Genomic DNA, 19943 nt, shown 5'->3' with positions numbered 1-19943 from the left:
ATGAAATCAATTGAAATCAACGGCAAAGAATACGATTTGCACTTCGGTATTGATTTTATCCGTGAAATGGATAAACGTTATCAAATTACAAACGAATCTGGTGCTACTTTCGGCATGGGGCTATCTAGTGCGGTTATCTACATCCAAGACAAAAACCCAGTCGTTTTGGCTGACATTATCTTGGCTGCAACACATACACTTAAACAAATCCCACGTCTTACAGATGTTGAAGCATGGCTTGAAAGTCAAGAAGACTTGGATAAAGTGTTTGATGATTTTTTATCAGCGTTAGCCAATGCACCGTTGACGAAATCAAAAGTCAAAGAGATGTTGACAATGGTGGCGGAAGCTTAAACAACAAAACAACCTTAGCCAACAGCAGCAAACAAGTCTATGAAGACATGCTTGCCTCAGCTATTGGTTTGTATGGCGTTAGCTCGCTAACTGAAGCCAAGCGCATGACCATTGAAGAGTTTAACGTTCGCAAGCGCGGCTACTTAATGCAACGATTAGACAGAGAGCGAGAACTATATTTGCAAGCTTACCTCAATAGATTAGTCAAAGCCACTGACAAGAGTGGCAAACAATACGTTTATGGCAAGTTTGAAGACTTTTATAACGAAGCTAAACAACGTAATGCAGTGCTCGGAAACGGGCACGGGAATGCGGTTAACAGCGATTTAGTAGCAATCGCAAGACGCCGCCAGAAATTTCTTAAAGAGGGAGGCAACAAATAGTGGCAACTAATTCGTATACAGTCGAAGCCGTCTTAAAAGCGGATACCTCAAATTTTACAAGCAACTTAGACAGAGCCAGCAGTTCTTTTAAGACGTTTACCAACAACGCGAAAGACAAACTTGGCGCGATAAGCGATAAATTCGAGAAGGTCGGAAGTTCAATGAATAAGAAACTAACCGTGCCGATCATGGCAGGTATGGGGGCTTCTGTTAAAACGTTCACGACTTTCGACGATTCCATGCGTAAGGTAGCTGCAACATCTGGAATTGCTGCAGATTCATCAAGCAAGGCGTATATGCAAATGCGTAAGCAAGCGCAAGATTTAGGTGCTAGCACGCGCTACAGTGCATCCGAAGTCGCTGAGGGTATGAACTACATGGCAATGGCAGGTTGGAGTGCCGAACAAACTATGGCTGGTATTCCAGCAGTCTTAGACTTGGCTGCCGCTTCTGGTGAAAATCTCGGAACAACTTCCGACATCGTAACAGATGCAATGACCGCGTTCGGTATGCAAGCTGAACAAGCCGGAGAATTCGCGGATATCTTGGCTGCAGCAAGTTCAAGCGCGAATACAAACGTATCAATGCTCGGTGATACATTTAAATACGTAGCACCGGTCGCAGGTTCATTAGGATTCAATGCGAAAGATACCGCTATCGCTATTGGTTTAATGGCGAACAGTGGTATTAAAGGTTCTCAAGCTGGTACTGCATTGCGTGCTGGTTTGGTTAACTTGGTCCATCCTTCAGAATCCGCAGAAAAAGCTATGAAAGCTTTGGGCATTTCTGTAACGGATAGTCAAGGAAATATGAAGAGCTTCCGAACTATCATGGGCGATTTACGCGAAAAAATGGGCGGACTTTCGGAAACTCAAAAAGCGTCTGCAGCTGCAACCATCTTCGGTAAGGAAGCCATGTCTGGTTGGTTAGCGATTATTAACTCATCAGATAAAGACTTCAACAAACTAGCTGACGCAATTGATAACTCACAAGGCGCAACCAAGCGAATGGTTAACACCATGGAAGGTGGCCTCGGCGGCGCATTCCGTAGTATGAAATCAGCCATCGAGGGCTTTGCTATTGCGATTGGTGAGCGCTTAGCGCCATACATCAAGAAAGCAGCGCAGTTTATTACAGAATTGGCTCAAAAATTCAAAGCATTGTCACCAGCTCAACAAGATAACATCATAAAAATAGCGTTGGCAGTTGCGGCAATTGGCCCATTTTTGATGATTATCGGCAAGGTGATTGCAGGCGTCAAAATATTAGTTACTGTTGTTCAATTGCTGGCTAGTCCATGGGCGTGGGTTGTTATAGCTATTGTTGCTGCAGTAGCGGCTTTTGTGTATTTCTACAATACATCAGCTAAATTCAGGAGCGCTGTTCAAGCTATCGGTAAAGTGATTGCGTCAGTATTTAAGGTTGCAGTCACTATCGTTAGCAACGCTGTTAACATTATTGTCTCTGTATTCAAAGGGATAATCAACGCAGCAACTTCGGCAGCCAACGGGCTTAAAAACGCATGGAACGGTATCAAAACATGGTTTACAAACCTCTGGAATGGCGTGACAGAATGGTTTAACAATCTTTGGGGTGGCATGAAACAAGGCCCGTCAGATGCAGCGAACGGCATTAAAGATGTTTGGCAGAAAGTTAAAGATTTCTTTAGCGGTCTCTGGGACAGTGTCGCACAAATCTTTAGCACAGCTTGGCAAACAATACAAGCTACTGTCTTACCTATCATTCAACCGTTCATCGATATCATGTTAAACTACTGGCAAAACTTGTCAGCTTCATTCTCTCAAATCTGGGACGGTGTTAAGCAAGTTTTTCAAGGCGCGTGGGAAATAATTAAAGCTATTGTTATGGGGCCAGTGCTGATTATTTGTGATTTAATCACAGGTAATTTTAGCAAAGTCGGTTCAGACTTGCAGTTGATTTGGCAAAGCATCACAACAGGCGTAAGCATGGCGTGGAATGGTCTCCTTGGAATTCTTTCGGGAATTTGGAGCGCTATTCTTGCTGCAGGTCAAGTAACATGGCAAACATTGTCAACAGCTGTCACAACCATTGTGAACGGTCTTGTTAATGGTGTAGTCGGTTTGTGGAACGGACTTAAAAGTGGTGTCGTAAATATAGCGAATGGCATTAGAGATGGCGCAGTAAACGCTTGGAACAGCCTGAGAGCTGGGGTATCAAGCATTGTCAGCGGTCTTGTAGGTGCTGTGGTCGGCTTATGGAACTCTCTTAGAGGTTCTGTTGTAAGTATTGCTCACGGTATTGTTTCTGGTGCTGTAGGCGCATTTAATGGCATGGTAGGCGGTGTTAGTTCTGTAGTCGGTTCTGTTCGCGGTGTTTTAAATGGTTTAGCTAATATCAATCTAGCAGGCGCAGGTCAAGCTATTATGAACGGGTTCTTAGGCGGTTTGAAATCAGCTTTCGGGGCAGTCCAAAGCTTCGTTGGCGGTATTGCCGACTGGATTCGCGCTCACAAAGGGCCTATCAGTTACGACCGAGTGCTTTTGAAACCTGCAGGTCAAGCAATTATGCAAGGTTTGAACGAAGGCTTAAACGGCATGTTTGGACAAGTTCAAAATACTGTACGGAACGTGACAGCAATCTTCGAGAACTTCAATCCTACTCAAACGGTTACGCTTGGTGTCGAAAGCAACACGAAAGCAATCGCTGACAATATTCAAGATTTTCAATCACAATTGCGTAGCAATATTGCTGATTTTAATGCACAAATTGCTGGCATGATGACGAATAATTACAGCTATCAATTCGAAAGCGGTAGTTACTCAAACAACATCGAGGTTACTTACCGCAATCAAGAAGGTGAAAAACTGGAAGTTATCAAACAAGCAATTGACACAGTTAGACGTGCGGTAACTCGTGACACTGTTCTAAACATTGACGGTCGTGAGATTGCACGCGCAACTGGCGATGACATGAACAGTTACTTAACTAACAAACAAACTATTAATAATTTAGTAAGGGGGCTTAAATAATGCCATTTTCATATAACGGCGTTGATTTAACGCCTTTTTTTAATTTTGTAAAAGCGAAACGCACAATCGGGAACGAGCGCAAGCTCACTACCGAGGACATTCTCGGGACGGGGGAAGAGTTACAAGAGGTTACTTTTGGTGCAAAAACCATTGAAGTAACCGTCTCTCTCGCTTCTCGCGATATGGCAGGGGCGCAATTCTTTGACACTATCGAATACACACCGACTGTTCGAGAAGATTTGAGCGAGCTACGCGATCAGCTGGCGAGAATTTTAAACACCCGCGAGCCTCACGAACTTGTCTTGCCAGATGAACCAAATCGCTATTACAACGCTATTCCAACTGGGAACGTTGAGTTAGAAGACATTTCTGACTGGTACGATGAAACAACAATCAAATTCTTTGTTCCAGACGGCGTGGCACATGTGTCTGCCACTCGCTCGTTTAACTTTACAAAAAACGACTTTGGTGTTTACGAAGCTGAAATCGTGAACGACGGTAGCGAAGACGCATATGTGAGCTATGAAATCAAGCTTAAGAAAGAATCTGGTTATGTGGCTATTACCAGTCCTTATGGTTTGCTGCAGTACGGTAAATACGACGAGGAAGACGGTTATATTGACCGCAAGAACGTTCTTATCACAAGCAATCAAAAAGGCGACTTCGCCAACTGGACAGACGGAAATGTGTTTTACGAAAACCCAAACAAAATCGTAACAACGCAGATGACGTCAGATAGCGCGTTCGGTGGACGTCTAGGACTAATGCCGTCAAGCTTTACAACAAGCGGAACAGCTGGAGCATTTAGCTATGGCGCTTGCAAGGAGTACGTGCTAGAGACACCGGTCGAGCAATGGTACATCTGGGCGAGGGCTTGGTTTGAAACTGGCTTGGTCAGTCAAAACGGTGAATGGTGTCTTGCGGTCATTGATGAAGATAATCATTTGCTAGCTGGTATGGCGATTGAAAAGAATGACCGCACACGTAACGAAGCTTACGTGCGTTTTTTAGTTGGTGACGGTAACGGCGGAAGTATGGTCAAGAAAGAAATCAAATTCACACCGTCATACTGGATTCCGCCCAACCCTTATGGCGCGCAGTCTATCGACCGCAATTCAAACATGTTTGACCTTGTCAAGGAGAAAGACCGTGTTCAGTTCTTTTGGTATGGCGGTTACTATCCATTTTCGGCTAGTCAATTAAACGGCAAGAAAGCGAAACGCATCCAGTTTTATGTCGGAAACTACGCAGGTTCAAACAGCACTACAGAACAGTTCGTGACACATCATTATCTAAATGATTTTAGTTTTCAAGAACTACACGTTCCTTATTGGAAAGATATTCCAAATCGCTATCCAGACGGTGCCGTCATTGAGATTGATGGTGAAAAAGGTGAAATTCGTGTCAATAATCAAATCAAGAAAGACGATGAAATTTTAGGCACGATGTACTTTAAAGTTCCGCCAGGAACGACAAAAGTACAGCTTAATATTTCTAGTTTTGCGGAAATTGAGAGTGCCAAAGCAATAATCAAGGAGGTATACATTTGATAAATAATGTACGTATTGCAATTCGTGATTCGACAGATTCTCACAATATCGCTTTCTTTGATAACATCGCAGGTATTCGTTACCACAGCGCCAACTTGCAGCGTTTTTTGGCTGGTTCTGCTAGCATTTTGACGATTGAGTACAGCTCAAAAGACATTGACACAATTCGCACTGGCTGCAAACTTGCTTTTATCTACAAGCAAAAAGCCCACTGGCTGAACATCATGGATTTGCAAAAGAAAGGCTATAAGGTCGAAATCACAGCTTATTCGCTCGGTCTAGAGCTTAACCAAGAAGAGCGAGGTGCGCACAAACCAGCTAATGCAATGAGCTTTACTGAATACCTCGCTTATTACGACCCAGAACACGCTTTAGAGCTCGGTGTTAACGAAGTAGCAGATAAATGTATCAAGCTGGAATGGACGGGCACAGACACGATTCTGGCACGTCTTTTTTCAATTGCGAACAGTTTCGACGCAGAGCTTGAATTTACTGTCGAACTCAACCAAGATTATTCGTTGAAACGTCAAGTTTTAAACGTTTATAAGAAAGGTAATCTTGGTTCTAATCGTGCAGCAAGTCCGATTAGAGTTGGTCGTGAGCTTAAAGTCATTAATTACAGCGACAATTTGAAAGAGTTACGCACAGCAGTACGTGCCACTGGTAAAGATGGATTGACCATTGACGGGCTGAACAAGAAAGTCTACGACGATGACGGCAATCTGCTCTACTATTCAAACGGTATGACAGTCTATGCGCCTCAAAGTCGTGATAAATACCCGTCAGTCGGCAAAAAATCGAATGATAACTGGATTATCAAAGAACTTGGAGAAACCGAATATAGCACGAAAGAAGCGCTCTGGGGCTACATGCTCGGTGAACTTAAAAAGATTTGCGTGCCAGAAATCACATACGACATTGAGGGTGCCGTTGACGGCGACGTCGGTGACACACGCACATTGATTGACGACGTGCATTACAACCCACCGCTATACGTGCAAGGACGTATTTCAGAGCTTACAGAGGATTTAATCACTGGTAAAGTTACGAAGTCAACACTTACGAACTTCGAGCGGAAATATTCGCAAGTCGCTAGTGAATTATTAAAACAAGTCGAGCAACTAGCAAACGACGCAGCGCCTTACACGATTCGACTTAACAGCGACAATGGTCTAACGTTTAAAAATTACGACGGTCAAACCACAATCGACGCAAGGCTTGAAAAGGCTGGTAAAGATGTCGAGTGCCAGTGGCAGTGGAAACTTGAAGGTGATGTCATCGGCAATCAAAGCGCGTTAACAGTTGACGGCAATGCAATTAATGACAAAGCAGTTTTGATTATTAGTGCGATTATCGACGGCAAGGAAGTTGCCAAAACTGAAGCGACGCTGATTAATTTGGTTGAACCAATCGAATTGCAGGTACGTGCATCAAACGGGAACGTGTTTAAAAACGGTGTCATCTCGACGAATTTAACCGCTACTTTGTGGCGTGGTGGTCAAGAGATTGACAAAGATGGAACTGAATTTAGTTACATATGGACGAAAGTCAAGGATGACGAAACACCCGATGAATTGTGGAATCGAGCGCATTCGTACTCTCAAAAGACAATTAAATTAACACAAGAAGACTTGTTCAGAAGAGCAAGCTTTTTTTGTGACGTTGAATATATCGGAAGAAGAAGTTAAAGGAGAATTAATAAATGGTAAAAGTAGCAAGTGGCCAAATCACGGTCGTGGACTTATCAGATGCACCAGTGCTTAACGCGTTCATCACAGCGAATAAAGCAACTACACAGCTTTATAGTCAGACGGCTGCAACTTACAATCCGTCATACGCATCAAGTGCTCAAACATTGACGTTGAACCTTACTAAAGCTGGTTCGTCAGCGACAGTATTAGGAAATGTCGGGAAAGTCAAATGGTACGTGGTCGATGGTGCGACTAAGACTGAAATTACATCAACTACTAGCACAGACAACCAGTATTTGTCTGGAACTCACAATGAGAATTTGACTACTAAAGTTAATATCGACCCGTCAAAAGGTTCAAAACGTTTTGAGGCGAGCGGGACTTGGAAAGACCCAGTGACAGATCTAGACGTGCAATTTCATGCACAAATCGATTTATTTGTAACTCAAATCGGTAAAGAGGCTAACGTTTTGAATGTATATGCTGGAAACGGAAATACGTTTAGAAACAATCTGCCCGCAAGTCTTACAGTAAATGCAGATCTTTACAAAGGTAATGTGCTATCAAACGACAACAAGCAATTCAAGTTTTTCTACCTTGACACTACCGTGACTGGTAGCTCATCAACTGGCTACGACGCCGACGGCGGAATCGGCTGGCACCTATGCTCAAGTACGACTACAGGTCAAACACCTAACGTAGCACCAGGCACGAACACAACCAGCCAAGGTATTTTGACAGTGACACCTGCAGCAGTCGTGGACGCTCAAACATTTAAAGTCGTCTGCATTGATAAATCAAGCGGTGGCAACAGTGGTCAAAAATCGACTGGTAACGTAACTATTTTGGATATGTCAGACCCGATTCAGCTCATTATTGACTCAAGTGCTGGAAACATCTTTAAAAACGGTCAAGGTTCGACAGTTTTAAAAGCTCGCTTGTATCAAAATGGCGAAGAGTTGGACGCTGACGGAACAGACACATCGAAGACTTACAAATGGTCTAAGTTTGATAAAAACGGTGTGTTAAACACTAGTTTCGGTGGCTCTGGAAACCAATACAAGACAGGTAAATCCATTACTGTTGCTGCCAGCGAAATCAGTGCTAAAGCAATGTTTAATTGCGAGGTTTGGGAATAGGAGGAACACACATGATTAAAGCAGATGTAGTAATTGCTGAACAACGCCAAATTATCGACGTGCCTGTTATGACGAAGTCAGAAGCCATTCGAGTTATTTTCAAAACTTATGGAATTTCAACCGAAATTAAACGCTGGATTGAAGATGAAGAACAGGAAGAGGTAAAAGATGAGCAAGTTAATAGCGAAGAATCAAACGACGTTGATGACGCTAAACGAGCGAGCGGAAACCAGAAGGGAGACGTTTTACAAGCTAACGAATGAAGGTGCGTTAGGGAACCTTGTAGTTGAAAGTAAATTATCAAAAGGTTGGCTTGACGCTAACGGGAAAGGTCAAATCTTAGGACCAGATGCAAAAGGCGAACGTACTACAGACTTTATCCAAGTCGTAGCTGGAAAAACCTATACCTTTCAGTGGTGGGCTACAGTGTCCGAGGGTCAAAAATGCTGGGACGCTTGGCAGTTTTACGATAGCAATCAAAAACCGTTCGGCAGCCGTGGTGGGTATGGTGAATATGGCTCAGACGGTGAACAGCATGGCAAACGTACGATAACAGCACCAGCGAACGCTTGCTATATTCGCTTGTCTTATCGAAGTTTTGGAAATGGTCACATGATGTTTGAGGCTGGAGCTGGTAGCGCTAGCTTCGAACCGTCGTTTGACGATAGTTTGAAACTTTTTAACCGCAACCTTATCCAAAACACAGACAAACCGTTTACTATGGGTTATGGTATTACCAACACGACTTGGGACGATGATAAGAAATGGGCTTATCTGGATTTAACAGACCCAAATGTTGACCCAGCAAAAGCGGCTGAAATCTTGCCACAAGGTCAATTTTATAATTTTAAGCCAACTAAAGGCATGACCTATACGCAGTCGATTTTGATTGACACAGACGCAACGTTTAATCCGAGCGGGCAGGTTCAAAATTCTTGGTTTACTAGCCAAGGACACAATCAGAAACGAGGTTATTTCGAACAACTTAGCGACACTACTTACCGTTTCTGGTCAACATGCACATGGCAGTTAGAGGATATTGCTCTTCGTGCGTTTGATTGGTACGGATTGCATAATGTTTTAGACTTTCGCAACAGCGGAACGTATCTAGCTTTTTATAAGCCAAAATTAGAAAGCGGCGAGTTAGTTAGCGACTACAGCCAAGCACCCGAAGACCTAGGTTGGTCTAGCACACCACTAGTCCCGACGCAGCAACAGCGCTATCTTTGGAAATACGAGTACATTTACTACTCTGACGGCAGTGTTGAGGTCACACAACCCGTCAATCTATCAATCGCAGGTGCTGACGCTGACACGACTGGCGTGACTGCAGCAATCAGCGAAATTGACTCGAAAGCTAATTCGTTGCGTGCTGATTTAACCAATGTTTCGAACAGTTTGTCAAACGCAGCAAGCCAATTACAAGCGCAAGCTGCTGCACAAACAGATTTAACCAGTCGTGTTTCAACCGTTGAAGAAACCGCGAATGGGACGAAGACGACGGTGGCAGAACTGACAAAGACAGTTGATGACAATACTGATGACATCACGAGCATTACGCAACGAACAAGCGCCATTGAAACAGATTTGTCTGGTGCAAAAGCAACACTGTCACAAGTTCAGACGACTGCGAACACAACTACAGCTAATCTTGCCAGCTATCAAGCAAGCAACGACCAAGCGGTCGCTAGCTTGCAATCAAGCCTGCAAACGACTGACGGCAATGTAAGTAGTCTGCAAACGCAAATTAATGCAGTTCCCGGTCAAATTACAAGCGCAGTGTCAGCAGTTGAGGGGAAGATAGCTGGTTCACTAGTCGGTCAAAATCTATACATCAAATCAACATCTGTAAAAGGTTTCTTGCCAACAACTGGAGGCGCTGCTTTAGGTGGTCAAAATGCGGTAAATAAGGAAGTCACATCTGATTTTATTCGTGTTAACGAAAACGAGAAATATGTCTTTCAAGGTTGGCTCACCGTGCCAGATGGTAATTATTCGTGGAGAGCTTGGCAATATTATGACGTTGACAAGCAACCAATTAACAACCGTCAAACGCCTGGTTTTAATGTGACAACAGACGAAGACAATGTTTCACATTTCCAACACATTATCACTATGCCAGCGGGCGTTAAATACATTCGTATTTCAGCACGTCTGTACAGTGATGGAAAGCTAAAATTTGAAAAAGGCAGTGTTGCAACTGATTACAGCCTAGCACCTGAAGATACAGCTACACAAATCAGCTCGCTATCTAGCCAAATTCAGCAAACAGCCGACGGCATGACCTTGCTTGCTACTAAAACAGAACTAAACACAGCCAAAACTGAATTGCAATCTGGCATTTCGACAGCTACAAGCAAAGCTGATAGTGCGCAAGCTACCGCTAACAGCAACGCACAAACAATCAGCACACACACGACTCAAATCAGCGCATTGAATACAGGTTTGCAAGCGAAAGTTTCGCAATCTGATTTTGATTCGTTGTCTGGTCGTGTGACGACTGCCGAAAGCAATTTGACAGCAACAGCTAACCAGTTGAGCAGCCAGATTAGTAGTGTGAATGAGCGGATTCCGACAAGCAAAGATTTTAAAAATCTTTATGTGATTGCAAATTCAAGTGACGGTTTCTTAGCGTACGGTAGCACAAACCTAGGTGCAGCAAGCGCGACATATAAAGAGCGCACATCCGACTATATTCCTGTCGAAGTAGGTGAGAAGTATGCTTTCCAAGTCTGGACTACATTGACCGAAAATCAGCAGGGCTGGCGAGCATGGCAGTTTTACAACGAAGATAAAACGTTGAATGGTGGTCGGCAAGCTGGAAACTACACCTCTGATTATCAATGTGTACAGCAAACGCTGACAGTACCAGCAAACGCAAAATACTTGCGTGTTTCAGCACGATTGTACAACGACGGCAAAATCATGGTTGAAAAAGGCAATGTATATCATGATTATATGTTAGCGCCTGAAGACACGATTAGTGACGCTGCTCTCGCACAAGCCAAGTCGGAAATCAAACAAACAACCGACGCAATCACCGCAAGCGTGTCAAGTGTACAGACTGCAGCAAGCAATGCGCAGGCGACAGCGAATACAGCTGTCTCGAAAGCAGACGCAGCACAAGTTGGTGTTAACACGCTAGACAGTACGACGGTTAAGAGTGCTAGCTTGAATCTTGATAATAACGGTTTTGTGACAAAAGTCGGCAAAACCATTAACGGCAATAAGTTTGCGACAATGATTGCGCAAGACGCTAACAGTGTCAAAATCATTGCGGACGAAATGCAAGTTACAGCAAACATGATTGTTGACGGCGCAGTGACAGCCAACAAGCTAAACGTTAACAATTTGTCTGCAGTCAACTCAAATCTAGGCGCTATTCGTGGTGGCTCACTCTTGTTGCAAGAGAATAAGACAGCAGGCAGCGCGACCGACAGTTGGGGCACATACAATCGCCCAGCATACAAGCAAGGCTTGTTTCTTGATAACCACGCTTTCGCATCGTCTGGCGCGATTCAGCGCAAGAACGGTAGTGAAACCACGCCGACAGATATGCCGCTAGCAGTCTTGCAGGCTGGCGAATTGCGCTTTCTTGTTGTTGATTACAATGACAATCTCGAGAACGTCGTGCATTACGGTCTGTCTGACCCTGACTTTGGCGCAATCCGCTTTGAGATTGATAGCGAATTAAAACGTCGTTTGACTATGACGTCGTCTGGTTATTTGAACTTCCAAGCGTCTAACTACACAGACTGGACATCAACAGGTGTCAGCGGTTGTGAGTACATGATTCAAGGTCGTCTAGTGGTTGTTAACTACGATGTGACATTTAACAGTGCAGGCACTCACACGATTGGCGGCATACCGCAAGAATTTACTAAAAAATCTTTGATGATGACAGCCAAAGCATGGTCAGTTATGCCAGACCATGACCGTAACATCCAGCTTAATTCGGATGGTAGCTTGCACGTCTTAAACGCAGAGGCTAATGTAAATTATCGCGGCACTTTAGTATTTAGTTATTAATTTTAAAAAAGGAGATAAACAAAATGGCAGAAGAACTTATCAATGTAGACGAAATCACACAACCTTTCGATTTGGCGCAAGCGCTCACTTATATGAAAGAAAACGGTGAGTATGTGCGCTATATTGCAGGAAATTACGACCTGTACATGCACATCGAGCATGAACGTAAACCGGTTGTGATTAACGGCAAACGTCAATTTAAAGAATTCAGCAATGTCGTCGGTATTTCAAAATTCGGTGGTTCAATCCTTGCGCTTCCACTTGATGGATTCGCTGACGCAAAATGCTACATCATGCAATTTGACGAAGACGGCAATCCAGATTGGAACTTGCCAGACGCTGAATAGTCAGCTTAGGAAGCGAGAGGAGATTATGCATGCTGAAATTTTAACGGGGTTATTTTCGCTCTTAGCGACTTTGGTAGGAACGTTTGGTGGTATTGTTACGAGCGCCAAACTAACCAACTACCAAATCAACGAGCTAAAAAAACAGGTTGATAAACATAATAGCGTTATCGAACGTACATTTAGACTGGAAGAACATAGCAAGTACGTCGATGAACGCATTGCACGCTTGGAAAGCGAGGTTGAAAAATGAAAAAGTATTTTGAAAAATTGGGAGTTAAGGTCTTAAAAACCATGGCGCAATCGGCGGTTGGTGTCATTGGCGCTAGTACATTAATCACACAAGTGGACTGGAGAGTGGTTGTTTCAACCGCTCTTTTATCTGGTTTGGTTTGTGTATTGACTAATCTATCTGATTTGAAGGAGGAAGAGCTCGATGAAGATTAAACGACTTTTAGCAGGTGCTGTTTTAGGCGCTAGCCTATTGTTACAATCAACTGCTTATGCCGCAGTTGGTGACCAAGGTGTCGACTGGTCACGCTATCAAGGTCAAAACGGTATTTTCGGCTATGGCCACGATAAATTCGCTATTTGTCAAATCGGTGGTGTAAATGGTGGTGGTATGTACGGACAGACAACGTATGAAACGCAAGTTGCATCAGCAATCGCTCAAGGCAAGCGTGCTCATACTTACATCTGGTATCAGGTCGGCGGAAATGCTAGTCTTGGCGAACAAGTCTTAAATACATTCTTGCCACAAGTTCAAACGCCTAAAGGCTCAATCGTGGCTTTAGACTACGAAAGCGGAGCTAGTGCTGATAAACAAGCGAATACCAACGCTATTTTGCACGGTATGCGCATGATTAAAGCTGCAGGCTACACGCCTATGTATTATAGCTACAAGCCTTATACAGTGGCTAATGTGTACGTCGACCAAATCATTCGTGAGTTCCCAGATTCACTTTGGATGGCCGCTTACCCAAACTATGCAGTAACGCCAGCACCAAATTATAACGTCTTTCCAAGCATGGACGGCGTGGCAATTTATCAATTTACCTCAACGTACATCGCAGGCGGCTTGGACGGAAACGTTGATTTGACTGGCATTACCGACAACGGCTACACTAAGCACGATAATCCTAAAACTAATACGCCAGCTATCGCTCAAGGCCAACAAGCGGACAATACACCGAAATCTGATATTGCTAACGGCAACCAAGTCAAGGTTAAATTTAGTGCTAATGCATGGGCTACTGGTCAAGGCATTCCAAGCTGGGTTAGAGGTCGCACATATGACGTTGCTCAAGTGTCTGGCAATCGTGTATTGCTAGCTGGTATCAATTCATGGATCAGTAAAGCAGACGTTGAAATCATTTCAGTAGCTAACACACAACCAGCACCAACAACTAACACGTACACAGTACGTTCTGGCGACACGCTTTCTAGCATTGCTGCCAAATTTGGGACAAGCTATCAATCGCTAGCTAATCTCAATGGCATTGCCAATCCAAATCTTATCTATGTAGGACAAGTATTGCGTGTTAACGGTTCAGCTAACACTGGTTCAGTTTACTACACAGTGCGCGCAGGTGATAACTTGTCAGCAATTGCTGCTCGTTACGGTACTAGCTACCAATCTATCGCAGCTTTAAACGGTCTTGCTAATCCAAACTTGATTTTTGCAGGACAAACACTTAAAATTAAATAAAGCACTTTAACGCTCCCACCTTTACGGTCGGGAGCTTTTTTGGTATAATGGACGGGTAAGGGTGTAATGGTCTTACACGGACTACCGTAATGAGTGGACTGGCTAGGACACTTGAAACAAAAACAGTAGAGCTTCTTTGCAGGGCTAGCGTGAGCTAGCTTTTTTGTTACAATAAAACCATGAAACAAGACTTGACTCTTGGCTCATAATGAGTTTACGCCCAGCGTTCACGCGCTGGGTCTTTTTTTATGCGCAGAAAAACGCAGTAGTGCGCAGTAAAATTTAAAAATATCAAAAATATTTGTAGAAAAGTGTTGACAATATATAATACATGTACTATAATATATTTGTAAGATAAATAAAGACGAAAGAGGTAAACAAAATGAAAAAAGCAGACATTATCAAACAAGCAAATAAAGGTCAAAACTTAGTGTGGGATTTGGTTAGCATCCTTGAACAAGAAGGTAAAATTGAAAAAACAACTAAAATCCGCAAACCAGCTATTTATATTTCTGAAAAACAACAATTAATTGATTTATCAGAAACTGAAACATTGATCATTGAAAGAGAATCGGCAGCTGGTGCGATTGTTAACTACAGACTTATCACTTATGATTTGGTTTCAGGCACAGTCAAAGGTGCTTATAATCCATTTGGCAAATAAAGTAGCGGTCGCATTGACCGCTTTTATATAAAGGAGAAAAACATGGCATATAATTGGCAACAGTTTAAAAATGGACTTTTCGGTTTTTCATATGATTACGAAGACAATGGTTTACTTGATAGTTTGAGAAATGATATTGCTGATAATAAAATCGGTAATAAAATCGTAGTCATTCGCTATCGTAGAGATGATACAGACTACAGACCAATTCGTGATTATCTATATGAGGGCGAAGCGGTAAGTGAAGATGAAGAATATAGCTTTGAGAATACAGCTGACGTTTTGGAAGAAATGGAAGCTATGACAAGAATTTTTTAAGAGGTAGATATGACAGAAAACTTAACTGCTCAACAAAGAGCCACCAAAAAATGGAACGAAAAAAATAAAGAACGTCGCAATTATTTAAGCAAGCGCTCAGCAGCTCGCAGTTTCATTCGCAATAATGCGACAGAGGAAGATTTGCTAGAACTAAAAGAAATCATCGAAGAAAATTTAAAAAAATATAGCAAAAACACTTGACAATATATAATACATGTACTATAATATCTTTGTAAGATAAATAAAGAACAAAAGAGGTAATTAAAATGAAAAACGAAGCAGGAAAAGTCATTGTTAGCAAAAGTCAATATGCAAATCTTATCAGACATTTTCGCACTGTAGAAGATTTTAAAAATAAATTTAATCAACTTACTTATTATGACACACTTTCTACAGAAGCGTCTGAATATAAACGATTAAAAGTCGCAGAACACGAATATAAATTCCGTGTCTCTATTCAAAAAGAATTGCATGGCGCAGAAGCTGAAATCACAAAAGATTTCCAATCGGTTCTCGACTACATTCAAGAACAATTAAAAGTGATTGTGAAATAATCAAAAATTATGTTATACTATAAGTACCTCTTTCCGAGGTACTTTTTTTATCTTACAAATTGCACCCGATTTTTTCGGGTGTTTTTTAGTGCAATAAAAAAAGCCTTGTCCAAAGCTTAAGGCGGGGAATAGGCGGGGACAGTTGCTAGAAAGCGCGTGGTTATAGGGTTATCTCTTTTATATCATAAAGATAAGATTTTTAGTACAAGGAACCATAGCGCATTTTGAGGCAAAATTTCGGTTAAGCGTCCACTATTTTTAGTGTATTAGACTCAAAAATAACTCTGTTATCTTGTTTGCTTCTCTAATCCTTCATAAAATTCCCTCGTTTAGGCGTAAAAAGTTGGTTCTTATGCCTGTGAAATATAAAATTTAGTGGGAAAAATTCTGAATTTTTGATATAATAGGCTTCATGAACAAACTATACGTGGATTCTTTCGTTGAAAAGAAAATTAAGCGTGGTATTCAACTTTTGGATGGAAAAGATTTTCATCAACTTGATTTAGATAATCAATTAGTTGCTCTTTACAATCACTCACGTCAGTTTTTAGGAACAGCTTACCTATCTCGTCAAAACAAAGGGATTGGTTGGTTTTTAGGAAATGGCAAGGTTGATTTGACAGAGTCTTATTTTGAAAGCTTGTTTAGCAAGGCTAAGCAGAAGCGTCAACACTTTGAAAACTCTGATTTAACAACAGCTTATCGATTATTTAATCAAGATGGCGATAATTTCGGTGGTGTGACGATAGATCGTTATGCTGATTTTGTTGTATTTTCTTGGTACAACACTTTTGTTTATCAGTATCGTGATACCATTGTTAAAGCCTTTCAAAAAGTTTATCCTACGGTTAAAGGCGGATATGAAAAAATTCGCTTTAAAGGACTTGATTATGAGTCAGCTCACATTTATGGTCAAGAAGCACCTGAAACCTTTACCATTTTGGAAAATGGTGTCAAATACAGTGTTTTCATGAATGATGGTCTGATGACAGGTATCTTTTTAGATCAACATGAAGTCCGTGATGTTTTAATTAATGAACTAGGTCTTGGAAAACGTGTCCTAAACATGTTTTCTTATACAGCAGCTTTCTCAGTTGCAGCAGCTATGGGTGGTGCGATTGAAACAACTTCTGTAGACTTAGCTAAACGTTCTCGTGAACTGTCTCAAGCGCATTTTGAAGCCAATGGCCTTGATGTAGCTAATCATCATTTTGTGGTCATGGATGTTTTTGAATATTTCAAATACGCTAAGCGTAAAAACTTGACTTTTGATTTGATTGTTATCGATCCACCAAGTTTTGCTCGTAACAAAAAACAAACATTTTCTGTTGCTAAAGACTATCACCGTTTAATTAGCCAAGCACTAGAAGTCTTGTCAGATGATGGAATAATCATTGCTTCTACAAATGCAGCTAATTTGACTGTGGCACAGTTTAAGAAACAATTGGAAAAAGGATTTGCTTCTGTTAAGCATGAATATATTCGCTTGCAACAATTGCCAAGTGATTTCACGGTTAACAAGGCAGATATGAGCAGTAATTATTTGAAAGTATTTACAATAAAGGTTGAGAAATGAAAATAGTAGTACCTATTATGCCGAAAGATTTAGAAGAGGCGCAGTCGATTGATATTTCGAGATTCGAAGATGTAGATATCATTGAATGGCGAGCTGATTACTTAGCTAAAGAAGATATCATGACTGTTGCGCCAGCTATCTTTGAAAAATTTTCCGGCAGAGAGATTATTTTTACCATTCGCACAGATAAAGAAGGTGGTAATCTTAACTTATCTGATGACGAATATGTTGAGCTTTTGAAAAATATCAATGCTATTTACCACCCAGACTATATTGATTTTGAATATTTTTCACATAAAGAAGCCTTTCAACAAATGTTAGAGTTTCCAAATCTAGTTTTGTCTTATCATAATTTTGAAGAGACTCCTGAAAACTTGATGGAATCATTTTCTGAGCTAACGGCTCTTGCCCCTCGTGTGGTTAAAGTGGCTGTTATGCCTCAAAGTGAACAAGATGTTATTGACTTGATGAACTACACTCGTGGATTTAAAACTTTAAATCCTGAACAAGAGTATGCGACTATGTCAATGGGTAAACTTGGACGCGTTTCACGTTTCGCTGTTGATGTATTTGGTTCATCATGGTCATTTGCAAGCCTAGACCAAGCAAGTGCACCTGGACAGGTTGCTCTTGCTGATATGAAACGTATTAGGGAGGTACTTGATGCAGATTGATGGATACACTCGCTTAGCCGCTGTCGTGGCAACACCGATTAAACACTCTATTTCACCATTTATTCACAATTACGCTTTTGATAAAACAGGTGTAAATGGTGTTTATGTTGCCTGGGATATTCCTGAGGAAGACCTAGCGGTTACTTTGGAAAATGTTAAACGTTATGACATGTTTGGTGTGAATATTTCAATGCCATACAAACAAAAAGTCATGCCTTATATGGATGAGTTGACAGACTCAGCTGCTTTGATTGGTGCGGTTAATACCGTTATTAATCGTGACGGCAAGTTGGTCGGCCACAATACTGATGGTATTGGTTTCTTTAGAAGTCTTGCAACTTTTGTTGATTTTGATGTCAAAGGTAAGACAATGACTATTCTTGGTGGTGGTGGAGCTGCGACAGCTCTTATTGCCCAAGCTGCTCTTAATGGAGCAGGTCATATTAACATTTTCAATCAGACACAGTTCTTGGATGCGACACGTCAAAAAGCACAGGAACTTTCTGATAAAACTGGTGTATCTATTACTGTTTATCCAGTCGAAGATTTGAAGACAATTCAAGAAAAAGTGTTAGAATCACAACTTTTTGTCAATGCGACAAGTGTTGGAATGGATGGTAAATCAATGATTATCACAGAAGACTTTGAGTTTCCTGAAGGTCTTTTGGTGGCTGATACAATTTATCAACCATTTGAAACACCATTCTTGAAATTAGCTCGAAGCAAAGGTCTCAAAGCGCTTAATGGCTTGGGGATGTTGTTATTCCAAGCAGCAGAAGCTTTTGAAATCTGGACTGGTGAGACTATGCCAACAGCTGAGATTTGGTCAGCTTTGGAAGAAAAGTACAATACAAAATAGGATAAAAAATAGGTGACGCTAATGAAATTGAATGTTAATCTCCCACAAACACCTTATGATATTGTGATTGAAAAAGGTGTCTTAGCTAAAGCCGGTGATTGGGTAAAATCACTTTGGCAACCTCAAAAAATCGCCCTTATTACAGATAACCATGTTGGAAGTTTGTATGCTGAAAAAGTTAAGCTCAGTATTGAAAATGCTGGCTTTGAAGTGATTGTTTTTGATTTTCTAGAAGGTGAAGCTTCAAAAAATCTTCAAACAGTCAATAAAGCATATGAATTTTTGGTTAAAAATGGTATGACACGTAGCGATGGGATCGTTGCGCTTGGCGGAGGTGTCGTTGGAGATTTAGCTGGTTTCGTAGCGTCTACTTATATGCGCGGAATTCATTTCTTGCAAATTCCGACGAGTCTAACGGCTCAAGTGGATTCATCAATTGGTGGTAAAACAGGTGTTAATACGCCATTTGCTAAAAATATGGTTGGAACATTTACGCAACCAGATGGTGTCTTAATCGATCCTGAAACGCTTCAAACGCTTGGAAAACGAGAACTCATTGAAGGTATGGGGGAAGTCATTAAGTATGGTTTGATTGAAGACGTTGAACTTTGGGACGAACTTTCTGCTATGGATGGTTCGCCTGAAAGTATTTTAAAACATGCAGAAAGCATTATCTATCGCTCATGTAATGTAAAACGCAAAGTTGTTGTAGAAGATGAACTTGATAATGGTGTTCGTCTTTACCTTAACTTTGGTCACACCATTGGTCACGCCGTTGAAGCAACTGCTGGTTATGGTAAAGTGATGCATGGTGAAGCTGTTGCCATTGGTATGGTACAAATTTCTCGTGTTGCCGAAGCAAAAGGATTAATGCCTAAAGGTATCACTAAAGAGATTTTTGAAATGTGCCAAAAATTTGGTTTGCCAACAGACTACCAACCATGGGATGTTGAGGTACTTTACGGAGCTTTAGTACATGACAAAAAAGCTCGTGGTAAAATGATTAAGACCGTCATTGTGCCAGAGCTTGGTAGCGCAGCGATCAATCAGATCCCCCTTGAAGAGATGAAAGAGTATTTGGAGAAATAA

Annotated in this window: 20 protein-coding genes; all 20 read left to right on the top strand. The window is 41.6% G+C overall.

What is annotated here, in order from left to right:
• The 20 genes from BLR83_RS03775 (at window position 1) to aroB (ending at window position 19943) form a co-directional block, all read left to right on the top strand.
• A complete protein-coding gene (locus BLR83_RS03775) occupies window positions 1–354 on the top strand; it encodes a tail assembly chaperone (protein WP_074560455.1) in 354 nt (117 codons plus the stop codon).
• Window positions 355–401: 47 nt separating this feature from the next.
• On the top strand, window positions 402–737 hold the full coding sequence (locus tag BLR83_RS03770; RefSeq protein ID WP_074560453.1) for a hypothetical protein: 336 nt from the start codon (window positions 402–404) through the stop codon (window positions 735–737).
• A gap of 161 nt (window positions 738–898) precedes the next feature.
• On the top strand, window positions 899–3748 hold the full coding sequence (locus BLR83_RS03765; protein WP_074560451.1) for a phage tail tape measure protein: 2850 nt from the start codon (window positions 899–901) through the stop codon (window positions 3746–3748).
• Window positions 3748–5298, top strand: coding sequence for a distal tail protein Dit (locus BLR83_RS03760; RefSeq protein WP_081340989.1), 1551 nt, complete (start codon window positions 3748–3750; stop codon window positions 5296–5298). The genes BLR83_RS03765 and BLR83_RS03760 overlap by 1 nt, the downstream gene beginning before the upstream one ends.
• Window positions 5295–6986: a phage tail protein gene (locus tag BLR83_RS03755; RefSeq protein WP_074560448.1), complete on the top strand. Its 1692-nt coding sequence runs from the start codon at window positions 5295–5297 to the stop codon at window positions 6984–6986. The genes BLR83_RS03760 and BLR83_RS03755 overlap by 4 nt, the downstream gene beginning before the upstream one ends.
• Window positions 6987–7000: 14 nt before the next feature.
• Window positions 7001–8128, top strand: a complete 1128-nt coding sequence (locus BLR83_RS03750) for a hypothetical protein (RefSeq protein ID WP_074560446.1) — start codon at window positions 7001–7003, stop codon at window positions 8126–8128.
• Window positions 8129–8139: 11 nt separating this feature from the next.
• Window positions 8140–8391, top strand: a complete 252-nt coding sequence (locus BLR83_RS03745) for a hypothetical protein (RefSeq protein ID WP_074560445.1) — start codon at window positions 8140–8142, stop codon at window positions 8389–8391.
• Complete coding sequence (locus tag BLR83_RS03740) at window positions 8297–12157, top strand: hypothetical protein (RefSeq protein WP_159427751.1); 3861 nt, start codon at window positions 8297–8299, stop codon at window positions 12155–12157. The genes BLR83_RS03745 and BLR83_RS03740 overlap by 95 nt, the downstream gene beginning before the upstream one ends.
• Before the next feature lie 23 nt (window positions 12158–12180).
• A complete protein-coding gene (locus BLR83_RS03735) occupies window positions 12181–12504 on the top strand; it encodes a hypothetical protein (RefSeq protein ID WP_074560441.1) in 324 nt (107 codons plus the stop codon).
• Window positions 12505–12529: 25 nt separating this feature from the next.
• Entirely contained in the window at window positions 12530–12754 is a 225-nt protein-coding gene (locus BLR83_RS03730; protein ID WP_074560439.1) for a hypothetical protein, read from the top strand.
• The gene (locus tag BLR83_RS03725) at window positions 12751–12948 is read left to right on the top strand and encodes a holin (RefSeq protein WP_074560437.1); all 198 of its coding nucleotides are present in this window, start codon (window positions 12751–12753) and stop codon (window positions 12946–12948) included. The genes BLR83_RS03730 and BLR83_RS03725 overlap by 4 nt, the downstream gene beginning before the upstream one ends.
• A complete protein-coding gene (locus BLR83_RS03720) occupies window positions 12938–14209 on the top strand; it encodes a LysM peptidoglycan-binding domain-containing protein (RefSeq protein WP_074560435.1) in 1272 nt (423 codons plus the stop codon). The genes BLR83_RS03725 and BLR83_RS03720 overlap by 11 nt, the downstream gene beginning before the upstream one ends.
• 382 nt (window positions 14210–14591) lie before the next feature.
• Window positions 14592–14873, top strand: coding sequence for a hypothetical protein (locus BLR83_RS03715; RefSeq protein ID WP_074560433.1), 282 nt, complete (start codon window positions 14592–14594; stop codon window positions 14871–14873).
• A gap of 42 nt (window positions 14874–14915) precedes the next feature.
• Window positions 14916–15191: a hypothetical protein gene (locus tag BLR83_RS03710; RefSeq protein ID WP_074560431.1), complete on the top strand. Its 276-nt coding sequence runs from the start codon at window positions 14916–14918 to the stop codon at window positions 15189–15191.
• Window positions 15192–15200: 9 nt separating this feature from the next.
• Window positions 15201–15392 (top strand): hypothetical protein, encoded by a 192-nt coding sequence (locus BLR83_RS03705; protein ID WP_074560430.1) that lies wholly within the window; start codon window positions 15201–15203, stop codon window positions 15390–15392.
• A gap of 65 nt (window positions 15393–15457) precedes the next feature.
• Window positions 15458–15745: a hypothetical protein gene (locus BLR83_RS03700; RefSeq protein WP_074560428.1), complete on the top strand. Its 288-nt coding sequence runs from the start codon at window positions 15458–15460 to the stop codon at window positions 15743–15745.
• Window positions 15746–16157: 412 nt separating this feature from the next.
• Complete coding sequence (locus BLR83_RS03695) at window positions 16158–17321, top strand: class I SAM-dependent rRNA methyltransferase (protein ID WP_074560427.1); 1164 nt, start codon at window positions 16158–16160, stop codon at window positions 17319–17321.
• A complete protein-coding gene (aroD, locus tag BLR83_RS03690) occupies window positions 17318–17995 on the top strand; it encodes a type I 3-dehydroquinate dehydratase (protein ID WP_006532529.1) in 678 nt (225 codons plus the stop codon). The genes BLR83_RS03695 and aroD overlap by 4 nt, the downstream gene beginning before the upstream one ends.
• Window positions 17985–18854 carry a shikimate dehydrogenase gene (locus tag BLR83_RS03685; protein WP_074560425.1) on the top strand — a complete coding sequence of 290 codons (870 nt, stop codon included), beginning with the start codon at window positions 17985–17987 and terminating at the stop codon, window positions 18852–18854. Before aroD ends, BLR83_RS03685 begins: the two co-directional genes overlap by 11 nt.
• 21 nt (window positions 18855–18875) lie before the next feature.
• Window positions 18876–19943 carry a 3-dehydroquinate synthase gene (aroB, locus tag BLR83_RS03680; RefSeq protein WP_074560424.1) on the top strand — a complete coding sequence of 356 codons (1068 nt, stop codon included), beginning with the start codon at window positions 18876–18878 and terminating at the stop codon, window positions 19941–19943.

The organism is Streptococcus equinus, assembly GCF_900101445.1.
Lineage (GTDB): Bacteria > Bacillota > Bacilli > Lactobacillales > Streptococcaceae > Streptococcus > Streptococcus equinus_B.
Note: the sequence above shows the minus strand (reverse complement) of the source record. Positions and strands in the feature narration are given on the sequence as shown.